The sequence below is a fragment of the Pseudomonas huaxiensis genome (assembly GCF_003231275.1).
Taxonomy (GTDB): Bacteria; Pseudomonadota; Gammaproteobacteria; order Pseudomonadales; family Pseudomonadaceae; genus Aquipseudomonas; species Aquipseudomonas huaxiensis.
Genome location: NZ_QKVL01000011.1, coordinates 100,968 through 126,977 on the forward strand (window position 1 = coordinate 100,968; position 26,010 = coordinate 126,977).

At 64.4% G+C, this 26,010-nt stretch carries 24 protein-coding genes; 16 read left to right on the plus strand and 8 right to left on the minus strand.

Annotated features, from left to right (window positions below; translation table 11 throughout):
- Positions 1-1,338 carry a type VI secretion system baseplate subunit TssK gene (gene tssK / locus DM374_RS14625; protein WP_110970485.1) on the minus strand — a complete coding sequence of 446 codons (1,338 nt, stop codon included), beginning with the start codon at positions 1,336-1,338 and terminating at the stop codon, positions 1-3.
- A 55-nt stretch (positions 1,339-1,393) separates the two neighbouring features.
- A complete protein-coding gene (locus DM374_RS14630; protein ID WP_095155232.1) occupies positions 1,394-1,864 on the minus strand; it encodes a type VI secretion protein in 471 nt (156 codons plus the stop codon).
- Positions 1,865-2,063: 199 nt separating this feature from the next.
- Here DM374_RS14630 and tssB point away from each other — a divergent pair, with 199 nt between their 5' ends.
- From tssB to DM374_RS14675, 9 genes are all read left to right on the plus strand, one after another.
- A complete protein-coding gene (tssB, locus tag DM374_RS14635; protein ID WP_110970486.1) occupies positions 2,064-2,657 on the plus strand; it encodes a type VI secretion system contractile sheath small subunit in 594 nt (197 codons plus the stop codon).
- A gap of 60 nt (positions 2,658-2,717) precedes the next feature.
- Positions 2,718-4,211 carry a type VI secretion system contractile sheath large subunit gene (gene tssC, locus DM374_RS14640; protein WP_110970487.1) on the plus strand — a complete coding sequence of 498 codons (1,494 nt, stop codon included), beginning with the start codon at positions 2,718-2,720 and terminating at the stop codon, positions 4,209-4,211.
- Between the two features lie 79 nt (positions 4,212-4,290).
- On the plus strand, positions 4,291-4,788 hold the full coding sequence (locus DM374_RS14645) for an Hcp family type VI secretion system effector (protein ID WP_110970488.1): 498 nt from the start codon (positions 4,291-4,293) through the stop codon (positions 4,786-4,788).
- A 16-nt stretch (positions 4,789-4,804) separates the two neighbouring features.
- Positions 4,805-5,251 carry a type VI secretion system baseplate subunit TssE gene (gene tssE / locus DM374_RS14650; RefSeq protein ID WP_110970489.1) on the plus strand — a complete coding sequence of 149 codons (447 nt, stop codon included), beginning with the start codon at positions 4,805-4,807 and terminating at the stop codon, positions 5,249-5,251.
- Positions 5,235-7,055, plus strand: coding sequence for a type VI secretion system baseplate subunit TssF (gene tssF / locus DM374_RS14655; RefSeq protein WP_110970490.1), 1,821 nt, complete (start codon positions 5,235-5,237; stop codon positions 7,053-7,055). Before tssE ends, tssF begins: the two co-directional genes overlap by 17 nt.
- Positions 7,019-8,044, plus strand: a complete 1,026-nt coding sequence (tssG, locus tag DM374_RS14660) for a type VI secretion system baseplate subunit TssG (protein WP_110970491.1) — start codon at positions 7,019-7,021, stop codon at positions 8,042-8,044. Before tssF ends, tssG begins: the two co-directional genes overlap by 37 nt.
- 2 nt (positions 8,045-8,046) lie before the next feature.
- Positions 8,047-10,602, plus strand: a complete 2,556-nt coding sequence (gene tssH, locus DM374_RS14665; protein ID WP_110970492.1) for a type VI secretion system ATPase TssH — start codon at positions 8,047-8,049, stop codon at positions 10,600-10,602.
- A 64-nt stretch (positions 10,603-10,666) separates the two neighbouring features.
- Complete coding sequence (gene tssI / locus DM374_RS14670) at positions 10,667-12,673, plus strand: type VI secretion system Vgr family protein (RefSeq protein WP_110970493.1); 2,007 nt, start codon at positions 10,667-10,669, stop codon at positions 12,671-12,673.
- Positions 12,670-13,221, plus strand: a complete 552-nt coding sequence (locus DM374_RS14675; protein ID WP_225422506.1) for a toxin-antitoxin system YwqK family antitoxin — start codon at positions 12,670-12,672, stop codon at positions 13,219-13,221. The genes tssI and DM374_RS14675 overlap by 4 nt, the downstream gene beginning before the upstream one ends.
- Positions 13,222-13,439: 218 nt before the next feature.
- On the opposite strand, the gene DM374_RS14680 is transcribed toward DM374_RS14675, so the two are convergent.
- Entirely contained in the window at positions 13,440-13,835 is a 396-nt protein-coding gene (locus tag DM374_RS14680; protein WP_110970494.1) for a DUF4280 domain-containing protein, read from the minus strand.
- A 393-nt stretch (positions 13,836-14,228) separates the two neighbouring features.
- Here DM374_RS14680 and msuE point away from each other — a divergent pair, with 393 nt between their 5' ends.
- From msuE to DM374_RS14705, 5 genes are all read left to right on the plus strand, one after another.
- On the plus strand, positions 14,229-14,798 hold the full coding sequence (msuE, locus tag DM374_RS14685; RefSeq protein ID WP_110970495.1) for an FMN reductase: 570 nt from the start codon (positions 14,229-14,231) through the stop codon (positions 14,796-14,798).
- A 14-nt stretch (positions 14,799-14,812) separates the two neighbouring features.
- Positions 14,813-16,000 carry an acyl-CoA dehydrogenase family protein gene (locus DM374_RS14690; protein WP_110970541.1) on the plus strand — a complete coding sequence of 396 codons (1,188 nt, stop codon included), beginning with the start codon at positions 14,813-14,815 and terminating at the stop codon, positions 15,998-16,000.
- A gap of 9 nt (positions 16,001-16,009) precedes the next feature.
- Complete coding sequence (locus DM374_RS14695; RefSeq protein WP_110970496.1) at positions 16,010-17,110, plus strand: sigma-54 interaction domain-containing protein; 1,101 nt, start codon at positions 16,010-16,012, stop codon at positions 17,108-17,110.
- 62 nt (positions 17,111-17,172) lie between these two features.
- Complete coding sequence (gene ssuD, locus DM374_RS14700; protein WP_110970497.1) at positions 17,173-18,309, plus strand: FMNH2-dependent alkanesulfonate monooxygenase; 1,137 nt, start codon at positions 17,173-17,175, stop codon at positions 18,307-18,309.
- Positions 18,306-19,154 (plus strand): amidohydrolase family protein, encoded by an 849-nt coding sequence (locus tag DM374_RS14705; RefSeq protein WP_110970498.1) that lies wholly within the window; start codon positions 18,306-18,308, stop codon positions 19,152-19,154. The genes ssuD and DM374_RS14705 overlap by 4 nt, the downstream gene beginning before the upstream one ends.
- Before the next feature lie 121 nt (positions 19,155-19,275).
- On the opposite strand, the gene DM374_RS14710 is transcribed toward DM374_RS14705, so the two are convergent.
- From DM374_RS14710 to DM374_RS14730, 5 genes are all read right to left on the minus strand, one after another.
- The gene (locus tag DM374_RS14710) at positions 19,276-20,277 is read right to left on the minus strand and encodes a methionine ABC transporter ATP-binding protein (protein ID WP_110970499.1); all 1,002 of its coding nucleotides are present in this window, start codon (positions 20,275-20,277) and stop codon (positions 19,276-19,278) included.
- A 123-nt stretch (positions 20,278-20,400) separates the two neighbouring features.
- Complete coding sequence (locus DM374_RS14715) at positions 20,401-21,177, minus strand: MetQ/NlpA family ABC transporter substrate-binding protein (protein WP_110970500.1); 777 nt, start codon at positions 21,175-21,177, stop codon at positions 20,401-20,403.
- Between the two features lie 70 nt (positions 21,178-21,247).
- Complete coding sequence (locus DM374_RS14720) at positions 21,248-21,913, minus strand: methionine ABC transporter permease (RefSeq protein WP_110970501.1); 666 nt, start codon at positions 21,911-21,913, stop codon at positions 21,248-21,250.
- Complete coding sequence (locus DM374_RS14725) at positions 21,910-23,283, minus strand: LLM class flavin-dependent oxidoreductase (RefSeq protein ID WP_110970502.1); 1,374 nt, start codon at positions 23,281-23,283, stop codon at positions 21,910-21,912. The genes DM374_RS14720 and DM374_RS14725 overlap by 4 nt, the downstream gene beginning before the upstream one ends.
- 9 nt (positions 23,284-23,292) lie before the next feature.
- Positions 23,293-24,516, minus strand: a complete 1,224-nt coding sequence (locus DM374_RS14730) for an SfnB family sulfur acquisition oxidoreductase (RefSeq protein ID WP_110970503.1) — start codon at positions 24,514-24,516, stop codon at positions 23,293-23,295.
- A gap of 384 nt (positions 24,517-24,900) precedes the next feature.
- Between DM374_RS14730 and DM374_RS14735 the strand changes: the two genes are divergently transcribed.
- Positions 24,901-25,515: a Yip1 family protein gene (locus DM374_RS14735; protein WP_110970504.1), complete on the plus strand. Its 615-nt coding sequence runs from the start codon at positions 24,901-24,903 to the stop codon at positions 25,513-25,515.
- Positions 25,516-25,691: 176 nt separating this feature from the next.
- Positions 25,692-25,949 (plus strand): type B 50S ribosomal protein L31, encoded by a 258-nt coding sequence (locus tag DM374_RS14740; RefSeq protein WP_110970505.1) that lies wholly within the window; start codon positions 25,692-25,694, stop codon positions 25,947-25,949.
- Positions 25,950-26,010: the final 61 nt, after the last annotated feature.

Sequence of the window (26,010 nt, forward strand, 5' to 3'; positions counted from 1 at the left end):
TCAGGCGACTTCTTCGTGGTTGTCGTCAATCAACAAAACAATCTGCCAGGGCTTGAAGGTTTCCCCATTCCCCGGCGAAACGATCTGCAACGGCAATTGCGGGTTGAACCAGTGTTCGCCCGTATCGATCTCGAACAGCCGGGTCTCGCTGCCCACGCCACTGGCAGCCTGCCGGGCGAGGTCCAGGGCTTTGTGTGCGAGGCCTGGACGACGCTGGCGAGCGAGGTCAGCGACATTGCCTGCCGAGGCGATGATGGTCCGCCCCAGCCACAACGAGGCGTCCGGCTCGGGGGCGCCAGGCGGCATGCGCAGACCGACCAGCAACGGGCGGGAGGGATCGAAGGACGGCAACTGGATCTCGTAGACGTTGCCCTTCTGTTCGAACGGCACGCTGCGCAGGCCTTCGCGGACTTTCTTCAGGCTGCGTTCCAACCAGTCGAGGACTTCGTCATAGCCGCGGTACAGGTCCAGGAACTCCAGCGGCGAAAACGCCGGCACGCCGCTGACCGGGTCCAGCGCCGCCCAACTGCCGGCCATGCCCAGCAGCAGGCCGTGCAGCGCCTGGGGGGTGGCGATGCCGCTGTACAGCGCGCCCTCCACTTCCGGCAAACGCGCCCACAGCGCCGCCGACTGGCTGCGCAATACCCGCGCGCGCGCGGGGTCGCCTTCGAGCTCGACGCCCTGCAGGCGCACGCCGATCGACCCGCACTTTTCCCGCACCATGGCGCACAGCTTCAGCACCCGCTGCCCCAGCACCGATTGCGGCGTAACCCGCGGGCTCGGCGCGACGAAATCAGGCAAGGCCTTGTACACGCCGTTTTCCTTGCGCACGCGAATCAGCGGCAGGCACACGCTGTCGGCCTTGTCGCGGTCGGTGACCAGGCGCGGCGCGGGTTTCCAGACGGTGACGCGTTCATCGTCCAGGCCGCTGTCGAGATTGGGCACCGGCTCGCTCAGTTCCGACTGCCAACGCCCCTCCATCGGGCGCAGGCGCTGGCCTTGCCAGAGCGGGTTGAACGCCAGGTAGACGGTGACGGTGGAGGTCTCGGAATCTTTCACTGGCTTGGCCAGATCCAGCTCAAGCTGGGTTTCCTGTGCCGCGCCGAGGCTGACCGGCATGCCGTCGGGCATGGTCGCCTCCAGGCTCAGCAGGCGCAGTTTGCCGGCCACCAGCGCGGCGGGGTCGTGTTCGAAATGCGCTACGCCCCAATACCAGGGGTTGGCAGCCAGTGCCAGGTGCGCCGCCATGGCCTCGGCCCGCAGCCCTTGCAACTGAAAATGCTGGGGCAGCAATTGCATGCCTTCGTACCAGCAGACCACATCAGGTCGCACGCTCATAAAGTCCCTTCACATCCTGTATCTGGCGTATGGCCAAGCGCGGCAGTGGCCGCGGTCAGCGTGTGTTCTGGTCGAGCAGGGTCATTTCACGGCTGTCGAATTTCAAGCGGATGCTGCGCTGGTCTTCAAGACGCAACCGATGGGCGCCCGGACTTTGATAATTGGCAAATACCAGAAGTCCAACCGACGGCTTTCCATCAAGCGGGAAAGTTGACGATTCAATCAACTGTCCAGGCACTAGTTCCATGCCCCAAACATGCAAGTACTGACGAAAGTCGCGCTGATATTGCTCACGCGTGGCAAACCATTGTTTTGCTGTCAGCCCGGACAACTTCCCAAGCAGGTCAACATCGTTGGCGGCCACGAAATCCACGGCGATCGGCGAATCATCGTTTGCGCGCAAAGCAACATCCAGGGTGACGCCATCGACACTAACCTTGGATCCAAACAATGAACATCCGGCCATTGCCGAGGCTGTCAAAAGTACCGCCAAAATCTTGATGGATATGAACTTTTTAAGACGCATGATGATCCAAGAAAAGTTTTATTTGCATTTCGGCATGCCTGTTATAGCATCCATGCCAATTCGCCACCATGACGAATTGAGGTGATTGCGGAAAACAGGAACCTCGACAAGAGCGTATCCACGCCGCGGTCTAGCAAGGGATTGCGATCAGTGGGAAACCGTTGCATTGCGCCCGCCTTCTGCATCGGAGTCAGCCACTATGGTAGAAAGTATTCAGCACAAGCTGGACAGGGTCCGTCCGCCTCGCGTGCAGATCACCTATGACGTAGAAACCGGTAACGCCATCGAGAAAAAGGAATTGCCTCTGGTGGTTGGTGTTCTTGCCGATCTGTCGGGTGCCACGAAGAACGAGACCAAGCTCAATGAGCGCCGCTTCGTCGACATCGACAGCGATAACTTCGACAAAGTCGTCGAATCCATCGCCCCCAGCATCACCGTCAACGTCACCAACACCCTCAAGAAAGATGACAACCCCCTCAGCGCGAAGCTCAGCTTCAGCAAGATCGAGGACTTCGACCCCGTCAATGTGGTGAAGAAAGTCGAGCCACTCAGGGTGCTGTTCGAGGCTCGTGAACGCCTGCGCGACCTGCTGACCAAGCTCGACGGCAACGACAAGCTGGACGAACTGCTCAAGGAAGTGCTGAAGAGCACCGAAGAAGACCTGAAAGCAATCAAGGCCGCCAGTTCCGACACCAGCGCCAGCAATGGCGAAGTCAAGAAAGACGATACGCCGCCCGGGAAAAAAGACGATGACGTAGTGCCCGGCGAGAACACTGAGCCCAAGACCGAGTAATAGGTCCAGCCCTTCCTGACTCGCACGTCTGATCCCCCCTCTGCTCCCGGAGACACCACCATGCCCGCGTCAAGCAACGAGAATCAAAGCGAAGGCAGCACCAAGACCCTCACCCTGCTGGAAAAGATCATCAAGGAAGGCCAGATCGTTCATGACGACAGTCAGAAGGTCTATGCCCAGGACATGATCGCCGAGTTCGCCAGCCAGGTTCTGGAAAAGGCCGTCGCCGCCGTCCAGGGTCAAGACACTGACACCCGCGCCCTGATCAACAACCGCATCAGCCAGATCGACAAGCTGATCAGCGACCAGCTCAACGAAATCCTCCATGACGAAGCTTTCCAGAAGCTCGAAGCGTCCTGGCGCGGCCTGCACATGCTGGTGAGCAACACCGAAACCGGCACCCGCCTGAAACTGCGCCTGCTCAACGTCTCGCAGAACGAGCTGAGCAAGGACCTGACCCGCGCCGTGGACTTCGACCAGACCGTCCTGTTCAAGAAGATCTACGAAGAGGAATACGGCACCTTCGGTGGCTACCCGTTCAGCGCCCTGGTCGGCGACTACTACTTCGGCCGTCACCCGCAGGACATCGCCCTGCTGACCAAGCTCTCCGAAGTTGCCGCCGCCGCTCACGCGCCGTTCATTGCCGCGGCCAGCCCGCTGCTGTTCGACATGAAACAGTTCAACGACCTGTCGGTTCCCAAGGACCTGGCCAAAGTCTTCGAAAGCCTGGAACTGGGCCCATGGCGTGATTTCCGCGCCACCGAGGACTCGCGCTACGTGTCCCTGGTGTTGCCGCGCTTCCTCCTGCGCCTGCCTTATGGCAAGGACACCCTGCCGGTCGACGGCATGGACTTCAACGAAGACGTCGCCGGCGCCGATGGCAAGAAATACCTCTGGGGCAACGCCGCCTGGGCCCTGGCCCAACGCCTCACCGACGCCTATGCCAAATACGGCTGGGGCGCGGCGATCCGTGGCGCTGAAAGTGGCGGTGCGGTAACCAACCTGCCGCAGCACACCTTCAAGACCGCCTCCGGCGACCTGACCTTGAAGTGCCCGACCGAAATCGCCATCACCGACCGCCGCGAGAAAGAGCTGAACGACCTCGGCTTCATCTCCCTGTGCCACAAGAAAAACACCGGCACTGCCGTGTTCTTCGGCGGCCAGACCACCAACAAGCCACGCGCCTACAACACCAACGAGGCCAACGCCAACGCGCGCGTCTCGAGCATGTTGCCGTACGTACTGGCGTCGTCGCGCTTCGCTCACTACCTCAAGGTGATCATGCGCGACAAGGTCGGCAGCTTCATGACCCGCGACAACGTACAGACCTACCTGAACAACTGGATCGCCGATTACGTGCTGATCAACGATAACGCCCCTCAGGAAATCAAGGCCCAGTACCCGTTGCGCGAAGCCCGTGTGGATGTTTCCGAGGTTCCTGGCAAGCCAGGCGCCTACCGTGCCACCGTGTTCCTGCGTCCGCACTTCCAGTTGGAAGAACTGACCGCCTCGATCCGCCTGGTCGCGACCCTGCCTCCTTCGGCAGCCGCCTGACCGTGACTCCCGCGGGTTCGCCCGCGGGAGCCGCTCCCCCTCTTTCATTCCAAATTTCTAGCAGCAGGAGCTTTACGCGATGGATGCGATCATTCTGGATCTGGGCGACGACATCAAAGGTGACAGCCAGCTCGAAGGCTACAAGGACAAGATCGAAATCATGTCCTACAGCCACAACGTCGCCATGCAGGTCACCAACGACGTCAGTAACACCGAGCGGACCTCGGGCAAGCCGCATGTAGGCGAGTTCACCCTGACCAAGTTCGTCGACACGTCCACCCCCAACCTGAACCTGTACTGCACCTCCGGCAAGGCGATTGCCCAGGCCAAGATCACCATCGGCCGTAACGCCGCCGAAGGCAGCGGGCAGATTCTTCCGTTCATCGTCTACACCCTCGACAACGTCGTGTTCTCCAACGTCAGCGTCAGCGGCGGTACCGGTGGCAAGCCGGTGGAAACCATTTCCCTGAACTTCACCAAGATCAAATGGGAACTGACCACGCAGAAATACGACGGCGTCAAAGAAGGCACCGCCGCCACCACCTGGGACATGAAACTCAACAAGGCTGGCAGCTAAGTCGCGGTAGTCGATCATGTCCTCCACGGGCAACCGCCCGCTGCTGTTCGAACGCCTGGCCGGGGCCGGGGCCGGTGACGCCGCGCCGCGGCTCGACCGTCACGCCCTGGCCACGTCAGTCCGCGAAGAACTGCTGCGCCTGCTCAACAGCCGGCGCGCCGGCCCGGCGCGGACCTCACCGCCAACGGTGCTGGACTACGGCCTCGGCGACTGGAGCGGTCTGCAGGCGACCAACCCCGACGACCGTCGGCGCATCGCCCGGGAAATCCGTGCCGCGATCACGCACTTCGAACCGCGCCTGCAACTGGGCGAGGTGGAAGTGCGGCTGGTGGCCGGGCAACCCCGCAGCCTGAGCATCCTGCTCAGCGGGCTGCTGCGCCAGGGCGGCCAGCAATGGCCGGTGGCGTTCGTGGTGGACAAGACCGACACGGGCCTGGAGGTCAGCCATGAGCGACTCGATTGACCCGCTGCTACTGGATTATTACCAACGTGAACTGACCTGGCTGCGCAACGCCGGCAGCGCCTTCGCCAACCGCTACCCGAAGGTGGCGCGGCGACTGGAACTGTCGCCGGGAGAAAGCCAGGACCCGCATGTCGAACGCCTGCTGGAAGGCTTCGCCCTGCTCTCGGCGCGCCTGCAACGGCGCCTCGACGACGACTACGCCGAATTCAGCGACGCCCTGCTCGAACAACTCTACCCGCTGGCCCTGCGGCCCCTGCCCTCCTGCACCATCGTGCGGGTCGAGCCCGCCGAGGGCAAAGGCAACCTGGACAGCGGCTACACCCTGGCGCGGGACACCTCGCTGTTCGTCACCACTACCCGCGGCGAAAGCATCTATTTCCGCACCGGCGCCGAGGTGACGTTGTGGCCGTTGAAAATCACCGACGTGGTGCTGCTCGACGGCGACGAAGCCCGCAAGCTGACCGGCCAGTACAACGCCGGTTCCGCCCTGCGCCTGCGCATCGACTACCAGGGCAAGGCGGCCCTCAACGCACTCGATGTGCGCCAGTTGCGCCTGCACCTGGACGCCTCGCCGATGGTCAACGCCACCCTGTATGACCTGCTCGCAGCCCACACCATCGGCGTGTTCAACAGCGCCCCCGGCGAACGCCCGCAACGCCTGAAGCGTCCGGACAAGCAGGCCTGGCTACCCGAGGTGGTCGGTTTCGCCGACGACCAGGCCCTGCTACCCGAGGAAGACGGCGTCCACCCGGGCTTGCGCCTGCTCACCGAGTACTTCGCGTTCCCGGAGAAATTCCACTTCTTCGATGTGCCGCTCGATCCGTCCCGCATCGACGGCAACAGCCTCGACCTGTACCTGGTGTTCGATCGTCCGACGCCGCCGCACCTGCACCTGCAGGCCAGCGATATCGCCTTGGGCTGCGTGCCGGCGATCAACCTGTTCCGCCGCACCTCCGAGCCGCTGCGCCCGGATGGCCAGTACAGCGAGTACCGCCTGGTCGCCGATGCGCACCGCGAAAACAGCGTGGAAATCCACAGCATCCGCGGCATGCGCACCCTGTCCGCCGATGGCGTAGTGCGGCCGCTCGCGCCTTACTACGGCAGCCAGCACGGCAGCAACGCGCAGATGTACTGGCATGCACGGCGCATCCATGGCCTGACTCCGAACCGGATCGGCAGCGACATACTGGTCAGCCTGGTTGACCCAGGCTTCAACCCGCGCCGCCAGAGCTGGGACTTCAGCCTCAGCGCCGACCTGCTGTGCACCAACCGGCACCTGGCGCAGAGCCTGGCCGCCGGTACCGTGCTGGCGTTCGAGCGCCCGGGCGCACCAGCAACCGCCCGCCTGGTCAACCCGCCAAGCTCGCAAGGCGTGCCGAACCTTGACGGCCAGTCGCGCTGGCGACTGGTGTCGCAACTGACCCTCAATCACCTGTCGTTGGTCGAAGGCGAACAAGCGCTGGATGCCCTGCGCGAGATGCTGACCCTGCACAACCTGCGCAACGAAGCCAGCGCCGGCCGGCAGATCGACGGGCTGAAAAGCCTGGCCTGCGAACGCATCGTCGGGCATGTCGGCAAGGACGCCTGGCGCGGCTGGCGCAAGGGCCTGGAAGTGCGGATTCAATTGGATCCGGCGCATTTCGCCGGGCACAGCACCGTGCTGTTTTCCGCAGTACTGGCGCAGTTCTTCTCGCTGTACGCCACGGCCAACCGCTTTATTACCACCGTGTTGGTCGATGCCGACGATGCCACCAAGGAGATCAAGACATGGAGCCCGCAAGCCGGCATGCCGCTGTGCCTCTGAGCGAGACGTTGCGTGCACGACCCGAAGGCTTCGAGCTGCTCCAGGCCTTGCTGATCCTCGAGCACGAGAACCAGAAGGCGACCTCGCTGGGCCGCGGCAGCGTGCCGCAAAACGAAGCGGTGCGCCTGCGCGGCCCGCTGACGCCGGTGTTTCCCGCCAGCCAGATCGACAAGATCAGCCACGACGCCCATGATCCGCGGCCGATCCTCAGCACGCCGATCTTCGGTCTCGGTGGCCCCGACGGCCCGCTGCCCTACGCGTTCCAGGAGTGGCTGCAACAACGGGCGCTGGAGCGCGACCACGCCCCGGCGGAATTTCTCGACCTGTTCCAGCACCGCCTGCTCAGCCTGCTCTACCGCACCCTGCGCAAGCACCGGGTCGCCCTCGGCTTCGCCGAAGCCCGCGATACCCCGGTGCAACAGCAACTGCGCGCCCTGGCCGGGCTGCTGCCGGCCGGCCTGCAGGATCGCCAGAAACTGCCCGACGCCGCGCTGCTGGCGCGCACCGCGCTGATCACCGGTGGCCGTCGCTCACTGGCCGGTTTCGCCTCGATCGTCCGCCATCATTTCAACCTGCCGCTGCGTATCGAAGGCCATGACGGCGCCTGGTGCGACATACCGCCGGCGAGTCGCAGCGTGCTCAAACGTGGCGGGCGCAACCTGCAACTGGGGCGCACAGCGATCGCCGGCAAACGCATGTGGGACGAGCACGCCGGCATTCGCCTGCACATCGGCCCGCTCAGCGCCGAACAGGCCAGGCCGCTGCTGCCCGGGGGCGACACGCACCACCAACTGGCCGATCTTGCCGCGCTGTATTTCGGCCCCGATCTAGACTGCGCATTAACGCTGTTGATCGACGGCGCACGGCCAATGTTCCTTATGTACGACAACCGCCCGCGGCTGAACTGGAACAGCGGGTTGCAGCACAAGAGCAACCCGACCCGCCGTCAAGTATTCAATACCCGGCTACAACAGTCGGCAGAGGTGTGAACATGGAACTCGGCAGCCTGATCGGATGGTTGAACAGCGACACCCATAATGCGCTGGAACGGGCCGCCCAGCGTTGCCTGCAACGCGGTCACCACTTCATCGAGATCGAACATTTCCTGCTGGAGTTGCTGGAGATCCCCGGCGGCGACCTGGCCTGCCTGCTGCCACCGCTCAAGGTCGAGCGCGATGCCCTGGGCGAACAGATCAACCGTGCCCTGGAGCTGTTCAAGTCCGGCAATACCCGCACGCCGTCGCTCTCGGCACAGACCGTCAACCTGCTCAAGGACGCCGTGTTGCAGGCCGGCGTGCGCGAGGAGCAGAGCATCCGCTCCGGACTGTTGCTGCTGGTGCTGCTGGAGCGCGAGGAGTACCGCAGCCTGCTGCTCAACAGTGCCGCGCCGCTGCTGGCCATCCCGCTGGACACCCTGCGCGGCAAGTTCCAGGAATGGACCGCCGCCTCCCGCGAACAACCCGCCGCCAATGCCCCGGCCAAACGCGGCAAGGCCACGGCGAAAAACGCCGAAGACCCGGTGCTGGAGCAGTACACCCAGGACCTCACCGCCGACGCCCGGGCCGGGCGCATTGACCCGATCATCGGCCGCGAAGGCGAGATCCGCCAATGCATCGACATCCTGCTGCGGCGGCGGCAGAACAACCCGATCCTGGTCGGCGCCCCCGGCGTCGGCAAGACCGCGCTGGTGGAAGGCCTGGCCCTGCGCATCGCCGCCGGTGACGTGCCCCCGGCCCTGCAGGACGTTTGCCTGCGGGTGCTGGACCTGGGCCTGTTGCAGGCCGGTGCCGGGGTCAAGGGCGAGTTCGAACAACGCCTCAAAGGCGTGATCGAGGCGGTGCGCAACGCGCCCATGCCGACCATCATGTTCATCGACGAAGCCCACACCCTGATCGGTGCCGGCGGCGCCGAGGGCGGCAGCGACGCGGCCAACCTGCTCAAGCCGGCCCTGGCCCGGGGCGAACTGCGCACCCTGGCGGCCACCACCTGGCAGGAATACAAGAAGTACTTCGAAAAAGACCCGGCCCTGGCCCGCCGCTTCCAACTGGTCCAGGTCGAAGAACCCAGCGAAGCCACCTGCGTGCAGATGCTGCGCGGGATTGCCAGCAAGCTGGAACAGCACCATGGCGTGCTGGTGCTCGACAGCGCGATTCAGGACGCGGTCAAACTCTCCCATCGCTACATCTCCGGGCGACAACTGCCGGACAAGGCGATCAGCATCCTCGACACCGCCTGCGCCCGGGTCGCCCTCGGCCAGCACGACGTGCCGCCGCCACTGGAAAACCTGCGCCACCGCCAGCACAGCCTCAACGAAGAAGTCGAACGCCTGCGCCGCGAACAGGCCACCGGCCAGGACCACCGCGAACGCATCACCCGCCTGGAGTCCGAATTGACGGTCAACCAGCAGGCCATGCGCGAGCTGGAAACCCGCTGGAGCGAAGAGCGCGAAGCGGTCCGCGAACTGCTCGATACCCGCCGCGAACTGCTGGCCCTGAGCGAACGCGCCGACGCCGACGCGGCCAAGCGCGACCCCGAGACCGACAGCCGCATCGACCACCTGGCCGCCGAGTTGCTGCGCCTGGAAGCCGGGCTGGACGCGATTCGCCAGGACGATCCGCTGGTGCCGGAGCAAGTCGATTCGAAGATCGTCGCCGCCGTGATCGCCGGCTGGACCGGGATTCCGGTGGGCAAGATGCTCGCCGACGAAGCCCACGCCGTGCGCACCCTCGGCCAACGCATGGGCCAGCGGGTGATGGGCCAGAAAACCGCCCTCGACACCATTGCCCAGCGCCTGCAGGCCTACCGCGCCGGTCTGACCGACCCGCAGAAACCGGTGGGCGTGTTCCTCCTGCCCGGCCCGACCGGCGTCGGCAAGACCGAGACCGCCTACGCCCTGGCCGACGCGCTGTACGGCGGCGAGCGCAACCTGATCAGCATCAACCTCTCCGAATACCAGGAAGCCCACACCGTCAGCCAGCTCAAGGGCGCACCGCCCGGCTACGTCGGCTACGGCAGCGGCGGCGTGCTCACCGAGGCGGTGCGGCGCAAGCCCTATTCGGTGGTGCTGCTGGACGAAATCGAAAAGGCCCACCCGGACGTGCTCGAAGCCTTCTACAACGTCTTCGACAAAGGCGTGATGGAAGACGGCAGCGGCCTGATCGTCGACTTCAAGAACACCGTGATGCTCGCCACCAGCAACGTCGGCGCCGAGCTGATCCTTGACACGGCCAAGGCCGATCTGGACGGCGAAGTCTTCAACGAGCGCCTGCACAAGGTCTTGCTCAAGGCGTTCCGCCCGGCATTCCTCGCGCGCATGACCGTGGTGCCCTATCACCCGCTGGATGAACTGACCCTGGAAGGCATCGTTCTGGCAAAGCTGGAAAAACTCCGCGAGCGCTACAAGGCCGCCACCGGCAAGCAGTTCGACTTCGACCGCGGTATCGTCAAGGCGGTGCTCGCCCAGTGCAGCGGAGCCGGCGCGCGGGACATCGAGAACGTGCTGATGAAGCAGGTCACAGGAAAACTGGCGGAATGGGCGCTGGAGTGAGCAAGACTTCCGCCCTCGCCAGCCTGTAAAGTCCGCCAAGGCCATTGATTGTTCGAGACCCTAGATGCCCCGCGCCACCGACAGCAACACCAGCCTTTCCCTCACCGCCAGCGCCCTCAGCGACCTCTATCCGGAGTCGCTCAGTGGCGGTGAGATGCTCAACGGCCTGGGGCTGCAGGTGCTGCGTGGGTACGCCGACAGCGCCCTGACCCTGACCGACGCGGTCGCCAGCCACCTCACCGCCACCCTGCACAACGACAGCAAACTGCGTCCGCTGGACGGCCTGATCGCCGAGGTTCACCAGTTGCCCGCCGACGCCAGTGCCGAGCGCTACCAGGTGGTGCTGCGACCGTGGCTGTGGTGGCTGAACCTGGCGAGCAACAATCGGGTGTTCCAGAACCTGTCCACCTCGGACATCGTCACCAGCCTGTTCGACGCCCATGGATTCAGCGACTACAAGCTGTCCCTGAATGGCAGCTACACGCCGCGGGAATACTGCGTGCAATACGGCGAAAGCGACTTCGCCTTCGTCTGCCGCCTGCTGGAGGAAGAAGGGATCTTCTGGTTCTTCACCCATGAAGATGGCGTTCACACCCTGGTGCTGGCTGACAACAACGAAGCCTTTCCGGCCCTGCCCAACGGCGCGGCGGTGAGCTACCTCGGCCAGGGCATGGGCGGGCGCGAACTGCACGGCATCCGCTCCGGGCAACTGGTGCTGCAGGCGGTGGCCGGGGTCTATTCGGCCAGCGACTACGCCTTCACCACCCCGACCACCTCGCTGTACAGCAAGGCCGAGGCCAAGACCGGGCCGCGCACGGCGTACGAGCATCCCGGCGGCTACATCGAAAAATCCCGCGGCGATGCGCTGACCAAGCAGCGCGTCGACGGCCTGCGCACCCAGGAGAAACGCTTTGTCGGCGAGAGCGATTGCCGCTGGCTGGTGCCCGGTCATTACTTCACCCTCAGCGGCCATGACGACGCCAGCCTGAACATCGATTGGGTAGTCACCTCGGTGACCCACGACGTCAGCCACGACAGCTACCGCAACCGCTTCGAAGCGATTCCCAAGGCCACCACCTACCGCCCGCAGCGGGTCACGCCGAAACCGCGCATGCACACCCAGACCGCCACAGTGGTCGGCAAGTCCGGCGAGGAAATCTGGACCGACGAGTATGGCCGGATCAAGATCCAGTTCCCCTGGGACCGCGACGGCAAGAACAACGAAACCAGCTCCTGCTGGGTCCGCGTGGTACTGCCCTGGACCGGCAAAAGCTTCGGCATGCAATTCGTGCCACGGGTCGGCCAGGAAGTGATCGTCACCTTCATCGACGGCGACCCCGACCGGCCACTGGTCAGCGGCTGCGTCTACAACGGCGACAATTCAGTGCCCTGGACCCTGCCCGACAACCAGACCCAGTCGGGGATCAAGACCAACTCGTCCAAGGGCGGCGGCGGCTTCAACGCCCTGCGATTCGAAGACAAGAAGGACGCCGAGGAAGTCTTCCTGCAGGCGCAGAAAGACTTCAACACCAACGTCCTCAACGACACCACCGTGACCATCGGCCACGACGAAACCCAGACCGTCCAGAACGCTCGCACCCGTACGGTCAAGGAAGGCGACGAAACCATCACCCTGGAAAAGGGCAAGCGCACCGTCGAAATCCAGACCGGCAGCGACAATCTCGACGTCAAGGACACCCGCACCGTCACCGTCGGCGGCGACCAGACCCACAAGACCGGTGGCAACTTCACCGAGAAGATTACCGGCGACTACGCCCTGACCATCGACGGCGACCTGACCATCAAAGTGACCGGCAAGATCACCTTGCAGAGCGGCGCCAGCTTCACGGTCAAGAGCGGTGCCGACCTCGCCGTGCAGGCCAGCACCTCCATCGCACAGAAAGCCGGCACCTCGTTCGCCAACCAGGCCGGCACCTCGCTGGAGAACAAGGCCGGCACCACCATGACCAACGACGCCGGCATCAGCCTGACCAACAAGGGCGGCGCCGAACAGACCGTGGATGGCGGCGGCATGCTGACCATCAAGGGCGGCCTGGTGAAGGTCAATTGAAGGCCCCGAACGTGACCAAGGGCGACGCCTTCCGCCTGCAGCGCGGCGACGCGCAGTTGACCGGGCGCCTGCACGAACAGGCGCTCAACGGCCCGTTGCGCATCGAAGAGCATGGCCGGCCACAGGCCAACCTCAGTTACGCCGGCGGCCTGTTGCAGGGTGTGAGCCAGACTTATCACCCCAATGGCCGGCTGTCCGCGCAACTGCCCTACCAGAATGATCGCCTCGAAGGCGTCGCCAGCTTCTACTCCACCGAAGGGCAACTGCTGCGCTCAGCCACCTACCGCAAGGGCCTGTTGCAGGGTGAAGCGGTCACCTATTTCCCGGATGGCGCGGTGGCCGAGCGCGAGCTGTACAACAACGGCGTCCGCGAGGGCCTGCTGCAGCGCTTTCATCCCAACGGCAAGCTGGCGTTGAAGGCGCACTACCTCAACGGCCAGTTGCTTGATCCCGGGCAGCGCTATGCCGAAGACGGCCGGCCGCTGAATGCGGCGGGCAAGCCGGTGTCGCGGTTGAAGTGGTGGTGGACGAATGGGACGGAGGAGTGATGTAGGCCCCCATCGCTGGCAAGCCAGCTCCCACAGTGACCGGGTGCACCAAAAACCTGTGGGAGCTGGCTTGCCAGCGATGGGCATGGGTATCTACACGTCTTGCAGGCGATCGCAAAACGTCAGCCACCTGCAATCCTGTGGGAGCGGTGACCTGACGCTTTTTGCTTGCCCGCGAGATGTGTAGATATCCGTGCAGCGATGGGGCACCGCAATCCTCAGGGAATCAGCATCTGCACCTGACCCGGCATCCCGATCTTGATCATCCCCGCCCAGTTGCACATCAACATGCTATTGGCATCCAGCGCCGGCATGCTGCCCAGCAGCACCGTCGGCGCGCCACCGGGAATCCATGGCGCGGCGGTGGCGGGAATGCACGGCATCGGCGTCAACACGCCGAGGGCCGCAGCGGTGGCGGCAGCGACCATCGGGTTGGCAATGCTCATGCAGGTGCCAAAGGTGGCAATGTTCACCAGCGGGATATGGTCCATGATCGTCGCCGCCGGCATTCCGCCAGCCATCACCCGATTGACCGGCAGCACATTCAGCACGCATGGCGCGGCACCGAAGCTGCATTGCAGCGTGGCGCCAGAGCAGACCTGGGGGCACGACATCCCTTTCTCCCGATAGGTTGAGTGGGTCGACTTTAGCCCATTTGTAGGAAATTTCCCTAGCGCTTGATTCGCGACAAACCCATACCTTGATCGCCGCTGAGCCTTGCCGCCCGCGCATGCAGTAGCTCTTGCACCTCATATTCCTAATTCGAATAAATTTATCTTTATTAAGAATTGGACTGAATATGCATCCCACTCTAAAAATCCCCCGCATCCCGAACAGTGTTCACCCGACAACTGTTCGCCCACCAACACCCGATCAACACTTGCGGCGCTCAAGCAACACAGCCACCGCCGAATAAATCGCCCAACACGTTGATTTACAACGAATTAAACAAACTGGAACGGCTCTTGCTCCACCCAGGCAACTCACTCCGCCAAGGAACCTGAATCATGAGCACCGCTTTCAACATCGTCGCTGTTTCCGGTGGGGCCTGGCGCCCTTCCCGCACCCTGGTCCTGACCGAGGCGCTGATCGTCGCGCTTGGCCAGCACCTGGATTTCAACGTGCAGGTCATCGAACTGGGCGATATCGCCCGTCCGGTCGGTGGCGCCCTGTCCCGCGCCGAACTGCCGGCTGATGTGGAAGCGCAGTTGGTGGCCATCGAACAGGCCGACCTGTTGATCGTCGCCGCCCCGGTCTATCGCGGTTCGTATCCGGGCCAGTTCAAGCACCTGTTCGACCTGATCGGCCAAGACGCGTTGATCGACACCCCGGTGCTGCTGGCCGCCACCGGCGGCAGTGAGCGCCACGCGCTGGTCATCGATCATCAACTGCGCCCGCTGTTCAGCTTCTTCCAGGCCCTGACCCTGCCGATCGGCGTGTACGCCGCCCAGGCCGATTTCACCGACTACCAGATCACCAGCCCGGCCCTGCAGGCGCGTATCGCCCTGGCCGCTGAGCGTGCCGCCGCGACACTGGCCGGCGTGGTCACCGACAGCGCCCTGCGCAAGATCGCCTGAGGCAGATGTCGACCATGAACCTGCCTTCGCGCAACACCCTGCAAACCCCTGTGCAAATCGCCCGCGAGCTGGCCGCGCAATTCGCCGAGACGGCTGTCGAGCGCGACGCCCGTGGCGGCACGCCCAAGGCTGAACGTGACGCGCTGCGCGCCAGCGGTCTGCTCGGCCTGGTGATCCCGACCCAATATGGCGGCCTCGGCGCCACCTGGAGCGAAACCTTCGAAGTGGTACGCCAGTTCGCCCGAGTCGACAGCTCCATCGCCCATGTCTTCGGTTTCCAGCACCTGATGCTCGCCACCGTGCGCCTGTTCTCCCGCCCCGAGCAGTGGGAGCCGTGGTTCGAACTGACCGCGCGCAAGGACTGGTTCTGGGGCAACGCGCTCAACCCGCTGGACACCCGCACCGTGGTCAAGCGCTTCGACGGCTGGTGCGAGTTCTCCGGCAAGAAGAGCTTCTGCTCAGGCGCCAGCGACTCGGAAATGCTGATCGCCTCGGCGGTCGATGAAAGCGCTGGCGGCAAGCTGCTGATCGCCGCCATCCCCAGCGGCCGCACCGGCATCACCCTGCACGGCGACTGGGACAATATCGGCCAGCGCCAGACCGACAGCGGCAGCGCCACCTTCGAGCGCGTACGCGTCGAACACAGCGAACTGTTGCTCGATCCGGGCCCGTTGAGCACGCCGTTCGCCTGCCTGCGGCCACTGATCGCGCAACTGCATTTCGCCAATATGTTCCTCGGCATCACCGAAGGCGCCTTCGAAGAAGCCCGCCAGTACACCCTCAACGAAAGCCGTCCGTGGTTCCGTTCCACCGCCCGACACAGCAGCGAAGACCCGCACGTGCTGCGCCATTACGGCGAGTTCTGGGTCGGCCTGGAATGCGTGCGCCTGCTGATCGAACGGGCCGCCGACCTGCTCGACCGCGCCTGGGCCAAGGAGCACGCCCTCGGCGCCGAGGAGCGCGCGCAACTGGCGCTGGCCATCGGCACCGCCAAGGTGGCCGCCACCCGCCATGGCCTGGATATCTGCAACCGCCTGTTCGAAGTCACCGGCGCCCGCGCCACCCATGCGTCGCTGCGTTTCGACCGGCACTGGCGCAACCTGCGCACCCAGACCCTGCACGACCCGCTGGATTACCGCATCCACGAACTGGGCGAGTGGGCGCTGAACGGTACGCGCCCTACCCCGACCTTCTACTCATAAGGCCCGTCCATGCAACTGCTGACCCTGCCCCCGTCCCCGGCCCTGGCCACCTCGATCCGCGCCACTGCGCAGGTCTTCGAAGACCCGCACTCGCAGGCGCTGCTCGCCCACCTGCAACAGGTCGCGCCCAGCGAAGCCAGCGTGCTGATCATCGGTGAGACCGGGACCGGCAAGGAGCTGGTGGCACGGCACATCCACAACCTCAGCGGGCGGCGCAACGGTCCGTTCATGGCAGTCAACTGCGGCGCGTTTTCCGAGTCGCTGGTAGAGGCCGAGCTGTTCGGGCACGAGAAAGGTGCCTTCACCGGCGCCCTGGCGGCCAAGGCCGGCTGGTTCGAGGAAGCCAACGGCGGCACCTTGTTCCTCGACGAGATCGGCGACCTGCCGATGCCGATCCAGGTCAAGCTGCTGCGGGTCCTGCAGGAACGTGAGGTGGTGCGCCTCGGCTCGCGCAAAAGCATCCCGATCAATGTGCGGGTGCTGGCGGCGACCAACGTGCACCTGGAAAAAGCCATCAACGCCGGACATTTCCGCGAAGACCTGTACTACCGGCTCAACGTGGTCAGCCTGCAACTGCACCCGCTGTGCGACTGCCCCGGCGACATCCTGCCGCTGGCCCGCCACTTCATCGCCGAATACAGCCGGCGCCTCGGCTACGCCGACGTCAGCCTCAGCGAGGAAGCCCGCCAGCGCCTGGCCAGCTACGACTGGCCGGGGAATATCCGCGAGCTGGAAAACGTCATCCACCACACCCTGCTGATCTGTCGCGACAAGGTGATCCGCGCCGAGGACCTGCACCTTTCCAACCTGCGCATCGAGCGCGAGGCCAGCAGCCGTCCGCGCGAGGAAAGCGCCGATGAACTGCTGCAACGGGCGCTGCTGCGGCTGTTCGAGGAGCAGGGTGAAGGACTGCATGAAAAAGTCGAGGACGCCCTGCTGCGCGCGGCCTACCGCTTCTGTCATTACAACCAGGTCCACACCGCGCAACTGCTGGGCCTGTCGCGCAACATCACCCGCACCCACCTGATCCGCATCGGCGAACTGGTGGTGAACAAGCGTCGTGCCGCCCCCGGTGGTTTCGATGGCCGGGTGATCAATCTGTCGATCTGAATTCCTAGAAACACCGCTGCCACGCGTGCCTCTCAATCAACGATGGCAATGAGGACAATTTGATGAGTCTCGATATTTTCTGGTTCCTGCCGACGTCCGGCGACACCCGCTACCTCGGCCACTCGGCCAGTGGCCGGCCGGCAACCAATGCCTACATGCGGCAGATCGCCGTGGCCGCCGACCAGCTCGGCTACGACGGCCTGCTGATTCCCACCGGCGCCAGTTGCCTGGACCCATGGGTCACTGCCGCCAGCCTGGTACCGGTGACCCAGCGGATCAAACTGCTGGTGGCCCTGCGCACTTCACTGGGCAATCCCACCGCGTCAGCGCGCCAGGCCGCCAGCCTGGACCAGGCCAGCAACGGTCGCCTGCTGCTCAACGTGGTGCCCGGCGGTGATGCCACCGAACTGGCCGCCGATGGCGTGTTCCTCAAGCACGACGAACGCTACGAAGCCTCGGACGAATTCCTGACCATCTGGCGCCGTCTGCTGGAAGGCGAGAACGTCGATTTCGAAGGCAAGCACCTCAAGGTGGAAGGCGCGCAGAACTTCTTCCCGCCCGTGCAGAAACCCTACCCGCCGTTGTACTTCGGCGGCTCGTCGCCAGCGGCGCATGAGCTCGCGGCCAAGCATGTCGACGCCTACCTGACCTGGGGCGAGCCGCCGGCAGCGGTCGCCGAGAAGATCGCCGACGTCCGCGCCCGCGCCGCCAAACATGGTCGCACCGTGCGCTTCGGTGTGCGCCTGCACGTCATCGTGCGCGAAACCAACGAAGCCGCCTGGGCCGCCGCCGACGAACTGATCAGCCACCTGGACGAAGACACCATCGCCGCGGCACAGGCCAACTACGCCAAGATGGACTCCGAAGGCCAGCGGCGCATGGCCGCCCTGCACGGCGGCGACCGCAACAAACTGGAAGTGGCGCCGAACCTGTGGGCCGGCGTTGGCCTGGTGCGTGGCGGTGCCGGCACCGCGCTGGTGGGCGACCCGGAAACCGTCGCCGCACGCCTGCTGGAATACGCCGACCTGGGCGTCGACAGCTTCGTACTCTCCGGCTACCCGCACCTGGAAGAAGCCTACCGTTTCGCCGAACTGGTGTTCCCGCTGCTGCCGGGCAAGGGCAAGGTCACCGTGGACGGCGCCTTCACCGGCGGCGCGTTCGATATCCGTGCCGGCAAAGGCAAGGAGCAGGCGGCATGAAGATCATCGACCTGCGCTGCCGCCCGGCGTATCTGCACCCGTTCTTCGGCGGCGTGCCGGGCTCGCCCGAGCACGACACCGCACGCTGGCTGAACCGCCGCGTCGGCACCCGTGGCGCGGACAACCACTTCGAGCGCTCACTGACCCAGGAAGGCTTCCTCGGCGAGGTACGCGAGGCCGGGCTGTACAAGGCTGCGGTGGTGGGTCGGCACACGCCGTCCCAGCACCTGTCCAACGACCTGATCCACAGCGTGGTGAACGGCCACGCCGAACTGATCGGCGTGGGCGCGGTGGAGCCGGTGCTGCTGGGGATCGAAGGCGCGATCGCCGAGATCGACCGCGCCATCGACGTCCTTGGTCTGCTTGCCATCGACCTTGAGCCAGGCTTCGCCGAGCCGGCGCGGCAAGCGGATGATCCGCTGTACTGGCCGATCTACGAACACCTGCAAAAACGCGGCGTGCCGCTGTTCATCATGAGCGGCCCGACCACCCCGGACCCGGCCTACAACGACCCCGGCCGCCTGGCCGTGGTGGCCCGGGCGTTTCCCGAGCTGAAGATCGTCGCCAGCCATGGCTACTGGCCGAACGTGCAACAGGCGATCGGCGTGGCGTTCCGCTACGACAACATCCACCTGCTGCCGGACATGTACCTGTTCCAGGCGGGCAGCGAAGCGTATGTGCAGGCGGCCAACGGCTTTTTGGCCGACCAGTTGCTGTTCGGGTCTTCGTACACCTTCCGGCCGATCGCGCAGAGCATCGAGGATGCGCAGAAGCTGGGGTTCAAGGATGAGGTGGTGGAGAAGTTCTTCTACGGTAATGCGGCCAGGATTCTGAATCTGGCGTAACACTCCCAGGGCCCATGGCCCCCTGTGGGAGCTGGCTTGCCAGCGATGGCTATAGTGACTTCACTGATGCTATCGCTGGCACGCCAGCTCCCACAGGGATAGAGCAAGGACTGGGATTTGCTCAGGCCTGCTCGATCCGGTCCGCCAGTTCCCTGATGCTTTCCAGATCCACCTTGCCAACCGCCACCCGCAACCGCCCCAGCGCCCGCCCCTGAATCCGCTCCACCCCGCCCTGTACCAGCCGCAGCCCCGGCAACGCCGCCGACAACGCTGCAAGATCAGGCTCCAGCCCGCGCTCACCGGTGTAATGCAGATCCAGCAACACCTCGCCCTCGGCGCTCCGTGCGCTGTCTTCGACGTGCTCGGAGCCGGCCAGCAGAATCCGGCTCACTTCATGTTTCGGATCACCGAACACCCGCCACACCTCGCCCTGCTCCACCACCTGCCCGCGCTCCAGCACCGCTACGCGGTGACAGAGGTCACGGATCACTTCCATTTCATGGGTGATGAGCACGATGGTCAGGCCCAGGCGCCGGTTGATGTCGCGCAGCAGTTGCAGGATTGCCTGGGTGCTTTCCGGGTCGAGCGCCGAAGTGGCTTCGTCGCACAGCAGAATCTGTGGTTCCAGCACCAGCGCGCGGGCGATACCGACGCGCTGTTTCTGCCCACCCGACAACTGTGCCGGGTACGCATCGCGGCGCTCGACCAGGCCGACCAGTTGCAACAACTCATCGACCCGGCGTAGCCGTTCCGCCGCCGCCACACCGGCCATACGCAGCGGCAGTTCGATGTTCTCGGCGACGGTGCGGGTGGCCATCAGGTTGAAGTGCTGGAAGATCATCGCCACCTGCCGGCGCAGCGGGCGCAGCTGTGTGGTGCTCAAGGCCGCGATGTCCTGGCCGTTGATCAACACCTGGCCGGTGCTGGGGGTTTCGAGGCGGTTGATCAGTCGCAGCAACGAAGACTTTCCGGCGCCGCTGCGGCCGATGATGCCGAAGATTTCACCGCGCTGGACCTGCAGGTCGATGTCCTGGAGGGCGGTGAGATTGCCGTAGCGTTTGCCGATCCCGCGTAGTTGCAGAGGAATGACGGAGGCGAGGATTTCCTGAGAGAAGCGGGTCACGATCTGAACACTCTGGTTGGTTGAGCACTAAGGGCCTCTGCGACCCATCGCGAGCAAGCTCGCTCCTACAGCAATGTGGAATTTCTGTAGGAGCGAGCTTGCTCGCGATGGGCCCCGAATCAATCAGAAGCCCGGCGCAATCTGACCCTTGTAACGGGTCAGGATAAAGTTGCGCACTTCAGGCGAGTTCAGCGCCTTGGCCAGTTTCTGGATACCCGGGTCCTGCAGGTTGTCCGGACGGGCCACCAGGTACTCGACGTACAGATCCTTGCCCTTCTCGACGATCAGCGCGCTGTTGGTGTCGATCCCGGCTTCCAGGGCGTAGTTGGCAAACACGAACGCCAGGTCCACCTGGTTCACCGCACGGGCCAGCAAGGCGCCTTCGAGTTCGCGGATTTTCAGTTTCTTCGGGTTCTCGGCGATATCACGCTGGGTCGCCAGGGTGTTGCTCGGGTCCTTGAGTTTGATCAGCCCCGCCTCGTGCAGCAGCACCAGGGCGCGACCGGTGTTCACCGGGTCGTTGGGGATGGCCACACTGGCGCCATCGGGCAGGTCCTTGAGGTCCTTGATCTTGGTCGAATACGCGCCGAACGGCTCGATGTGCACACCCACCACCGGCACCAGATCGGTGTGGCGGGTCTTGTTGAAGTCATCGAGGAACGGCCGGTACTGGTAGTAGTTGGCGTCGAGGTTCTTCTCGGCCAGTTGCAGGTTGGGCTGGATGAAGTCGGTGAAGACCTTGATGTCCAGGTCCACACCTTCCTTGGCCAGCACCGGTTTGACGAACTCGAGTATCTCGGCGTGGGGCACCGGGGTCGCGCCGACGGTGAGTTTTTCGTTGGCATGGGCCGACAGGCTGATGATTGCGGCGGCCAGGACCGCCAGAGACTGCTTGAACATGATGTGCTCCTTTGGGATTTGGGTTGGCCGTCGTAGGGCGAACGTGGGGCCGGATTGGGCAAAACGGTATTCAGCGGCGGGTGAAGTGCCGCACCAGGCGATCACCGCTCATTTGCAGGGCCTGCACCAACAGGATCAGCAGCAGCACGGTGACCACCATCACATCGGTCTGGAAGCGCTGGTAACCGAAGCGGATCGCCAGGTCACCCAGGCCGCCGCCACCGATCACTCCGGCCATCGCGGTGTAATCCACCAGTACGATGGCGGTCACGGTAACGGCGGCAATCAGGCCGGTACGCGATTCCGGCAACAGCGTGTAGCGGATGATCTGCCAGGTGCTGCCACCCATGGCCTGACTGGCTTCCACCAGCCCGCGATCGACCTCACGCAGCGCGGTTTCCACCAGCCGGGCGAAGAACGGCGTGCAGCCCACCACCAGCGGCGGAATGGTGCCGCGCACGCCCAGCGAGGTGCCGGTGATCAGGGTGGTGACCGGGATCAGTACGATCAGCAGGATGATGAACGGCAGCGAACGCAACACGTTCGCCACCAGCGACAGGCAGCGGTACAACAGCGGGCTGGACAACAACTGACGCTGCCCGGTGAGGTACAACAGCACCCCCAGCGGCAGCCCGAGCAGCACGGTGAAGGCCAGCGCCGCGCCGAGCATGCTCAGGGTTTCCAGGCTGGCCTCGCCGACCTCACCCCAGTTCAGGTTGACCAGCAGCTCGTTCATTTGCCGAACTCCCGACGCAGCGCGGCGACCGGATGGGGCGCACGCAGACGGTCACCCTGGCCGAACAGCTTGTTGCGCAAGGTGCCTTCGGCGTACTCGCGCTTGAACAGGCCGCGGGCCTGCAACTCCGGCACCAGCAGATCGACCACGGCGACGAAGGTTTCCGGGGCGACCACACTGGCCAGGTTGAAACCATCGACACCGGTTGCCTCGACCCACTCCTGCAACTGGTCGGCGACGGTCTGCGCCGAGCCCACCAGCACCGGGCCGTCACCGCCGATGGCGCAGTAATCGGCGATTTCAGCGGTGGTCCAGGTGCGCGTCGGGTCGGCGCGGGTGAAGGCTTCGACCGCCGACTGGATGGCGTCGCTCGGCACTTCGCGCAGCACTTGCTCCGGGTCGTACTGGGCGAAATCGATACCGGTCCAGCCCGACATCAACGTCAGTGCACCCGTGGCGCTGGCGTACTCGCGGTACTCGCGCAGACGGGCCAACGCCGCCTCGTCGGTCTCGGCGACGATCACCGTGAGCTGTTCGAGGATGACGATATCGTCCGCCGCACGCCCGGCGGCAACCGCTGCAGCGCGGAACTCATCCACCTGTTTCTTCAGCACCGCCTTGCTTGGCGCGGCGACGAACACGCACTCGGCATTGGCTGCGGCGAAGGTCCGGCCCCGGCTCGACGCGCCGGCCTGGTAGAGCACCGGCGTGCGCTGCGGCGACGGCTCGCAAAGGTGGAAACCCGGCACCTTGAAGTAGGTGCCGTCATGGTCAATGCCGTGGACCTTGGCCGGATCGGCATACACGCCGCTGTCGCGGTCGGCACGCACGGCGTCTTCTTCCCAACTGTTTTCCCATAGCTTGTAGCAGACCTGCAAGTATTCCTCGGCCAGCGCGTAACGCTGGTCGTGGGAGAGCTGTTCGCGCTGGCCTAGGTTGCGCGCGCCACTGCTCAGGTACGAGGTGACAATGTTCCAGCCGGCGCGGCCCTGGGTCAGGTGATCGAGGGTGGACATGCGCCGGGCGAACGGAAACGGGTGCTCGAACGACACCGAGGCGGTCACGCCAAAGCCCAGATGCTCGGTGGCCGCAGCCATGGCCGGCACCAGTTGCAGCGGGTCATTGACCGGCACCTGGGCACCGCTGCTCAGCGCCGCGTCGGCGCTGCCGCCATAGACGTCATAGACCCCCAGCACATCGGCGATGAACAGGCCGTCGATGCGGCCGCGCTCCAGGGTTTTCGCCAGCTCGACCCAGTAATGGATATCGGCGTAGCGCCGCGACTGGTCGCGGGGATGCCGCCAGAGGCCGGGCGACAAGTGCCCGACGGTGTTCATGGCGAAGGCGTTGAGACGAATCTGCTTGGACATGGGCGGACCTCAGTTCCAGTCGTGACGCGGCGGCTTGATGCCGTTCAGCGCCCAGTTGCCGACCAGGTGGTACTTCCAGCGCACCGGGTCGTGCAGGGTGTGCACTCGGGCGTTGCGCCAGTGGCGGTCGAAATTGTGTCTGGCCAGGGACGAGCGGGTGCCGCCCAGCTCGAACAGACGGTTGGTGGCTTCGATGGCGGCTTCGGTGGTCAGCACCTTGGCCTTGGCCACGGCCACCGAGGCGGCGGCGACGTTGTCTTCGTCCGGCGCCGGCTTGGCCGCGTCGAGCACCCAGCCGGCCCGTTCCAGCAGCGCTTCGGCGGCTTCCTGGCGGATTTCCAGCGAGCCGACCTGGATGATGGTCAGCGGGTCGTCGCCGGCCTTCTCCACCTGGGCATCGACCCACGGACGGGCGTGTTCGCGGACGAAGGCGATGGTGTCGTCCAGCGCAGCGCGGCCAATGCCGGCGTCGATCGCGGCGGTGGTCAACTGGGCGAACGGGCCGGCCAGGGTCGGGCTTTCATAGGAGCGGTAGCTGGCGAACAGATGGAAGGCCGGCACCCGCAGGCCGTCGGCGATCACCGTGCCGCTGGAGGTGGTGCGCTGACCGACGCTGTCCCAGTCATCCACCACCACCAGGCCCGGCGTGCCGCGCTGAACGAAGGCCAGTTGTCCGCGACCTTGTTCATCCAGCGCCAGCACGCCGATCCAGTGGGCGTAGAGCGAACCGGTGCAATAGCCCTTGCGCCCGTCGATGCGGTAGCCATCGCCTTCGGCGACCAGGCGGGTGCGGATGTCCTGCACGGTCTTGCCGCCGGTTTCCGACAGCGCATTGGCGAAGCGATGGCCCTTGAGCACCAGATCGAAGAAGAAGCGCTTCTGCTCGTCGCTGCCTTGCAGGCGGATGTCTTCCAACAGGCAGTAATGGTTCTGCGGGATCTGGCCGAGGGACGGGTCAGCAGCGGAAACAATGGCGATCACCTTGGCCAGCGTCGCGAAGGACACCTCGGCACCACCGTAGGTGCGTGGCACGGTAATGCCCCACAGCCCGCTGTTGGAAAAGGCATCGACCACATCGGCCGGCACCTGCCGCGTGCGATCACGCTCGGAAGCGCCTTCGCGCAGCAACGCGGCGATACGGTGGGCGACGGCGATGGCTTCGGCATCGTCGCGGATAAGGTGCGCATCCGGCTGGCGGATGTCGTAGTGGGCAGAAACGGCAGGTGTGGACATGAATGTTCCTTGATCCTGATGACATGGATACAAGGGTTAGAGCACAAGCCATGCCAACGATATAAATCCTTTATTTTCAGTGAGTTAGAGAATCACCAAGACATCAGGAATCGACTGCCGGACAGCAAAGTGTTGGGCGGGTGTTGATGGGTGAACAGTTGGGTGAGGAACATCAGTGGTATGTCGGCGTTTTTGGTGTGGCGTTCAGATCGAGCACCTTGGGGCGCATCGCTGCGGTCCGGCGCCCCGATACGCCGTAGCGATACCTGCCCAATCCCCTACCGTACGGCGCCTGATGACAACAAACACGGAACGCCTGAAAAATCCGCTGTCTCCAACATTCAGGACCCTCGCGCACCGGGCGCGAAACAGGAGACTGCCGCCATGAAAGCTCATTTCGTCAAACTCATGACCCACCCGGATTACGCCTGGGTGGATATCCGCAGCGAAGAAGAACGCCAGCCCCGCCACTACCTCCCGCACCTGCTGCTGTGGGCGCTATTGCCTGCGGTGTGCCTGTTCATCGGCGTGACCTGGACCGGCTGGAGCCTGGCCGAAGCCGACCGGGTGCGGGTCAGCGTCGCCAGCGGCCTGCAACTGAGTCTGCTGCTCTACGTCACCATGCTGCTCGGCACCCTGATCATGGGCGGGTTTATCCGCTGGATGTCGCGCACCTTCGACGCCAGGCCAACGCTGAACCAGTGCATCGGTTTCGTCGCCTACACCACCACGCCATACTTTATCGCCGGGATCGCCGGGCTCTACCCCAACCGCTGGCTGGCGGTGGCGGCGCTCGGCGCTGCCGGGGCCTATGCCACCTACCTGCTGTTCGTCGGCCTGCCCAAGTTCATGCGCCTGACCCAGGACCGTGGATTCCTCTATGCCGCCTCGGTCTGGGGCGTCGGGCTGCTGGTGCTGGTAACGATCCTGGTGAGCATGATCCTGTTCTGGTTCAACGTGCTGGAGCCCGAGTACCTGCGCCCCGCGACCTTGCCTTGAAGGGCCGGTATGAGATGGAGGCCGACACGGCCAGTGTCCGTCAGTGCGGCGCGCCACGTGTTGGGGTGCCGCGCTGCGGCCATCACGCACCCAAGACCATCCCACACAGGGGCTTGAAATGAGATTCGATATCAATTAACTTTCGTTACTTTATATCATCTCAATTGGAGCACCCGATGAAACCCGGCATTCACCCCGACTACCGCCCTGTCCTCTTCCACGACGTCGCCGCCGATGCGTTCTGGCTGATCGGTTCCACCGCCACCACCGACAAGACCTTCTCCCACAGCGATGGCAACACCTATCCCTATATCACCCTCGACGTCTCCAGCGCCTCGCACCCGGTCTACACCGGCCAGGAACGCAAGGCCAAGACCGAAGGCCGTGTGGCGGGCTTCAACAAGCGCTTCGCCGGTTTTTCCAGCAGCAAATAAAAAACCGCCGCGCTCCGGAAACCCGGAACGCGGCGGTTCTTTGTCTTCTTCAACGAAACCG

Bases quoted from the DNA above. Each gene is read 5' to 3' on its own strand.
- tssK (WP_110970485.1), bottom strand. From the start codon at position 1,338: ATGAGCGTGCGACCTGATGTGGTCTGCTGGTACGAAGGCATGCAATTG.
- DM374_RS14630 (WP_095155232.1), bottom strand. From the start codon at position 1,864: ATGCGTCTTAAAAAGTTCATATCCATCAAGATTTTGGCGGTACTTTTG.
- tssB (WP_110970486.1), top strand. From the start codon at position 2,064: ATGGTAGAAAGTATTCAGCACAAGCTGGACAGGGTCCGTCCGCCTCGC.
- tssC (WP_110970487.1), top strand. From the start codon at position 2,718: ATGCCCGCGTCAAGCAACGAGAATCAAAGCGAAGGCAGCACCAAGACC.
- DM374_RS14645 (WP_110970488.1), top strand. From the start codon at position 4,291: ATGGATGCGATCATTCTGGATCTGGGCGACGACATCAAAGGTGACAGC.
- tssE (WP_110970489.1), top strand. From the start codon at position 4,805: ATGTCCTCCACGGGCAACCGCCCGCTGCTGTTCGAACGCCTGGCCGGG.
- tssF (WP_110970490.1), top strand. From the start codon at position 5,235: ATGAGCGACTCGATTGACCCGCTGCTACTGGATTATTACCAACGTGAA.
- tssG (WP_110970491.1), top strand. From the start codon at position 7,019: ATGGAGCCCGCAAGCCGGCATGCCGCTGTGCCTCTGAGCGAGACGTTG.
- tssH (WP_110970492.1), top strand. From the start codon at position 8,047: ATGGAACTCGGCAGCCTGATCGGATGGTTGAACAGCGACACCCATAAT.
- tssI (WP_110970493.1), top strand. From the start codon at position 10,667: ATGCCCCGCGCCACCGACAGCAACACCAGCCTTTCCCTCACCGCCAGC.
- DM374_RS14680 (WP_110970494.1), bottom strand. From the start codon at position 13,835: ATGTCGTGCCCCCAGGTCTGCTCTGGCGCCACGCTGCAATGCAGCTTC.
- msuE (WP_110970495.1), top strand. From the start codon at position 14,229: ATGAGCACCGCTTTCAACATCGTCGCTGTTTCCGGTGGGGCCTGGCGC.
- DM374_RS14690 (WP_110970541.1), top strand. From the start codon at position 14,813: ATGAACCTGCCTTCGCGCAACACCCTGCAAACCCCTGTGCAAATCGCC.
- DM374_RS14695 (WP_110970496.1), top strand. From the start codon at position 16,010: ATGCAACTGCTGACCCTGCCCCCGTCCCCGGCCCTGGCCACCTCGATC.
- ssuD (WP_110970497.1), top strand. From the start codon at position 17,173: ATGAGTCTCGATATTTTCTGGTTCCTGCCGACGTCCGGCGACACCCGC.
- DM374_RS14705 (WP_110970498.1), top strand. From the start codon at position 18,306: ATGAAGATCATCGACCTGCGCTGCCGCCCGGCGTATCTGCACCCGTTC.
- DM374_RS14715 (WP_110970500.1), bottom strand. From the start codon at position 21,177: ATGTTCAAGCAGTCTCTGGCGGTCCTGGCCGCCGCAATCATCAGCCTG.
- DM374_RS14720 (WP_110970501.1), bottom strand. From the start codon at position 21,913: ATGAACGAGCTGCTGGTCAACCTGAACTGGGGTGAGGTCGGCGAGGCC.
- DM374_RS14725 (WP_110970502.1), bottom strand. From the start codon at position 23,283: ATGTCCAAGCAGATTCGTCTCAACGCCTTCGCCATGAACACCGTCGGG.
- DM374_RS14730 (WP_110970503.1), bottom strand. From the start codon at position 24,516: ATGTCCACACCTGCCGTTTCTGCCCACTACGACATCCGCCAGCCGGAT.
- DM374_RS14735 (WP_110970504.1), top strand. From the start codon at position 24,901: ATGAAAGCTCATTTCGTCAAACTCATGACCCACCCGGATTACGCCTGG.
- DM374_RS14740 (WP_110970505.1), top strand. From the start codon at position 25,692: ATGAAACCCGGCATTCACCCCGACTACCGCCCTGTCCTCTTCCACGAC.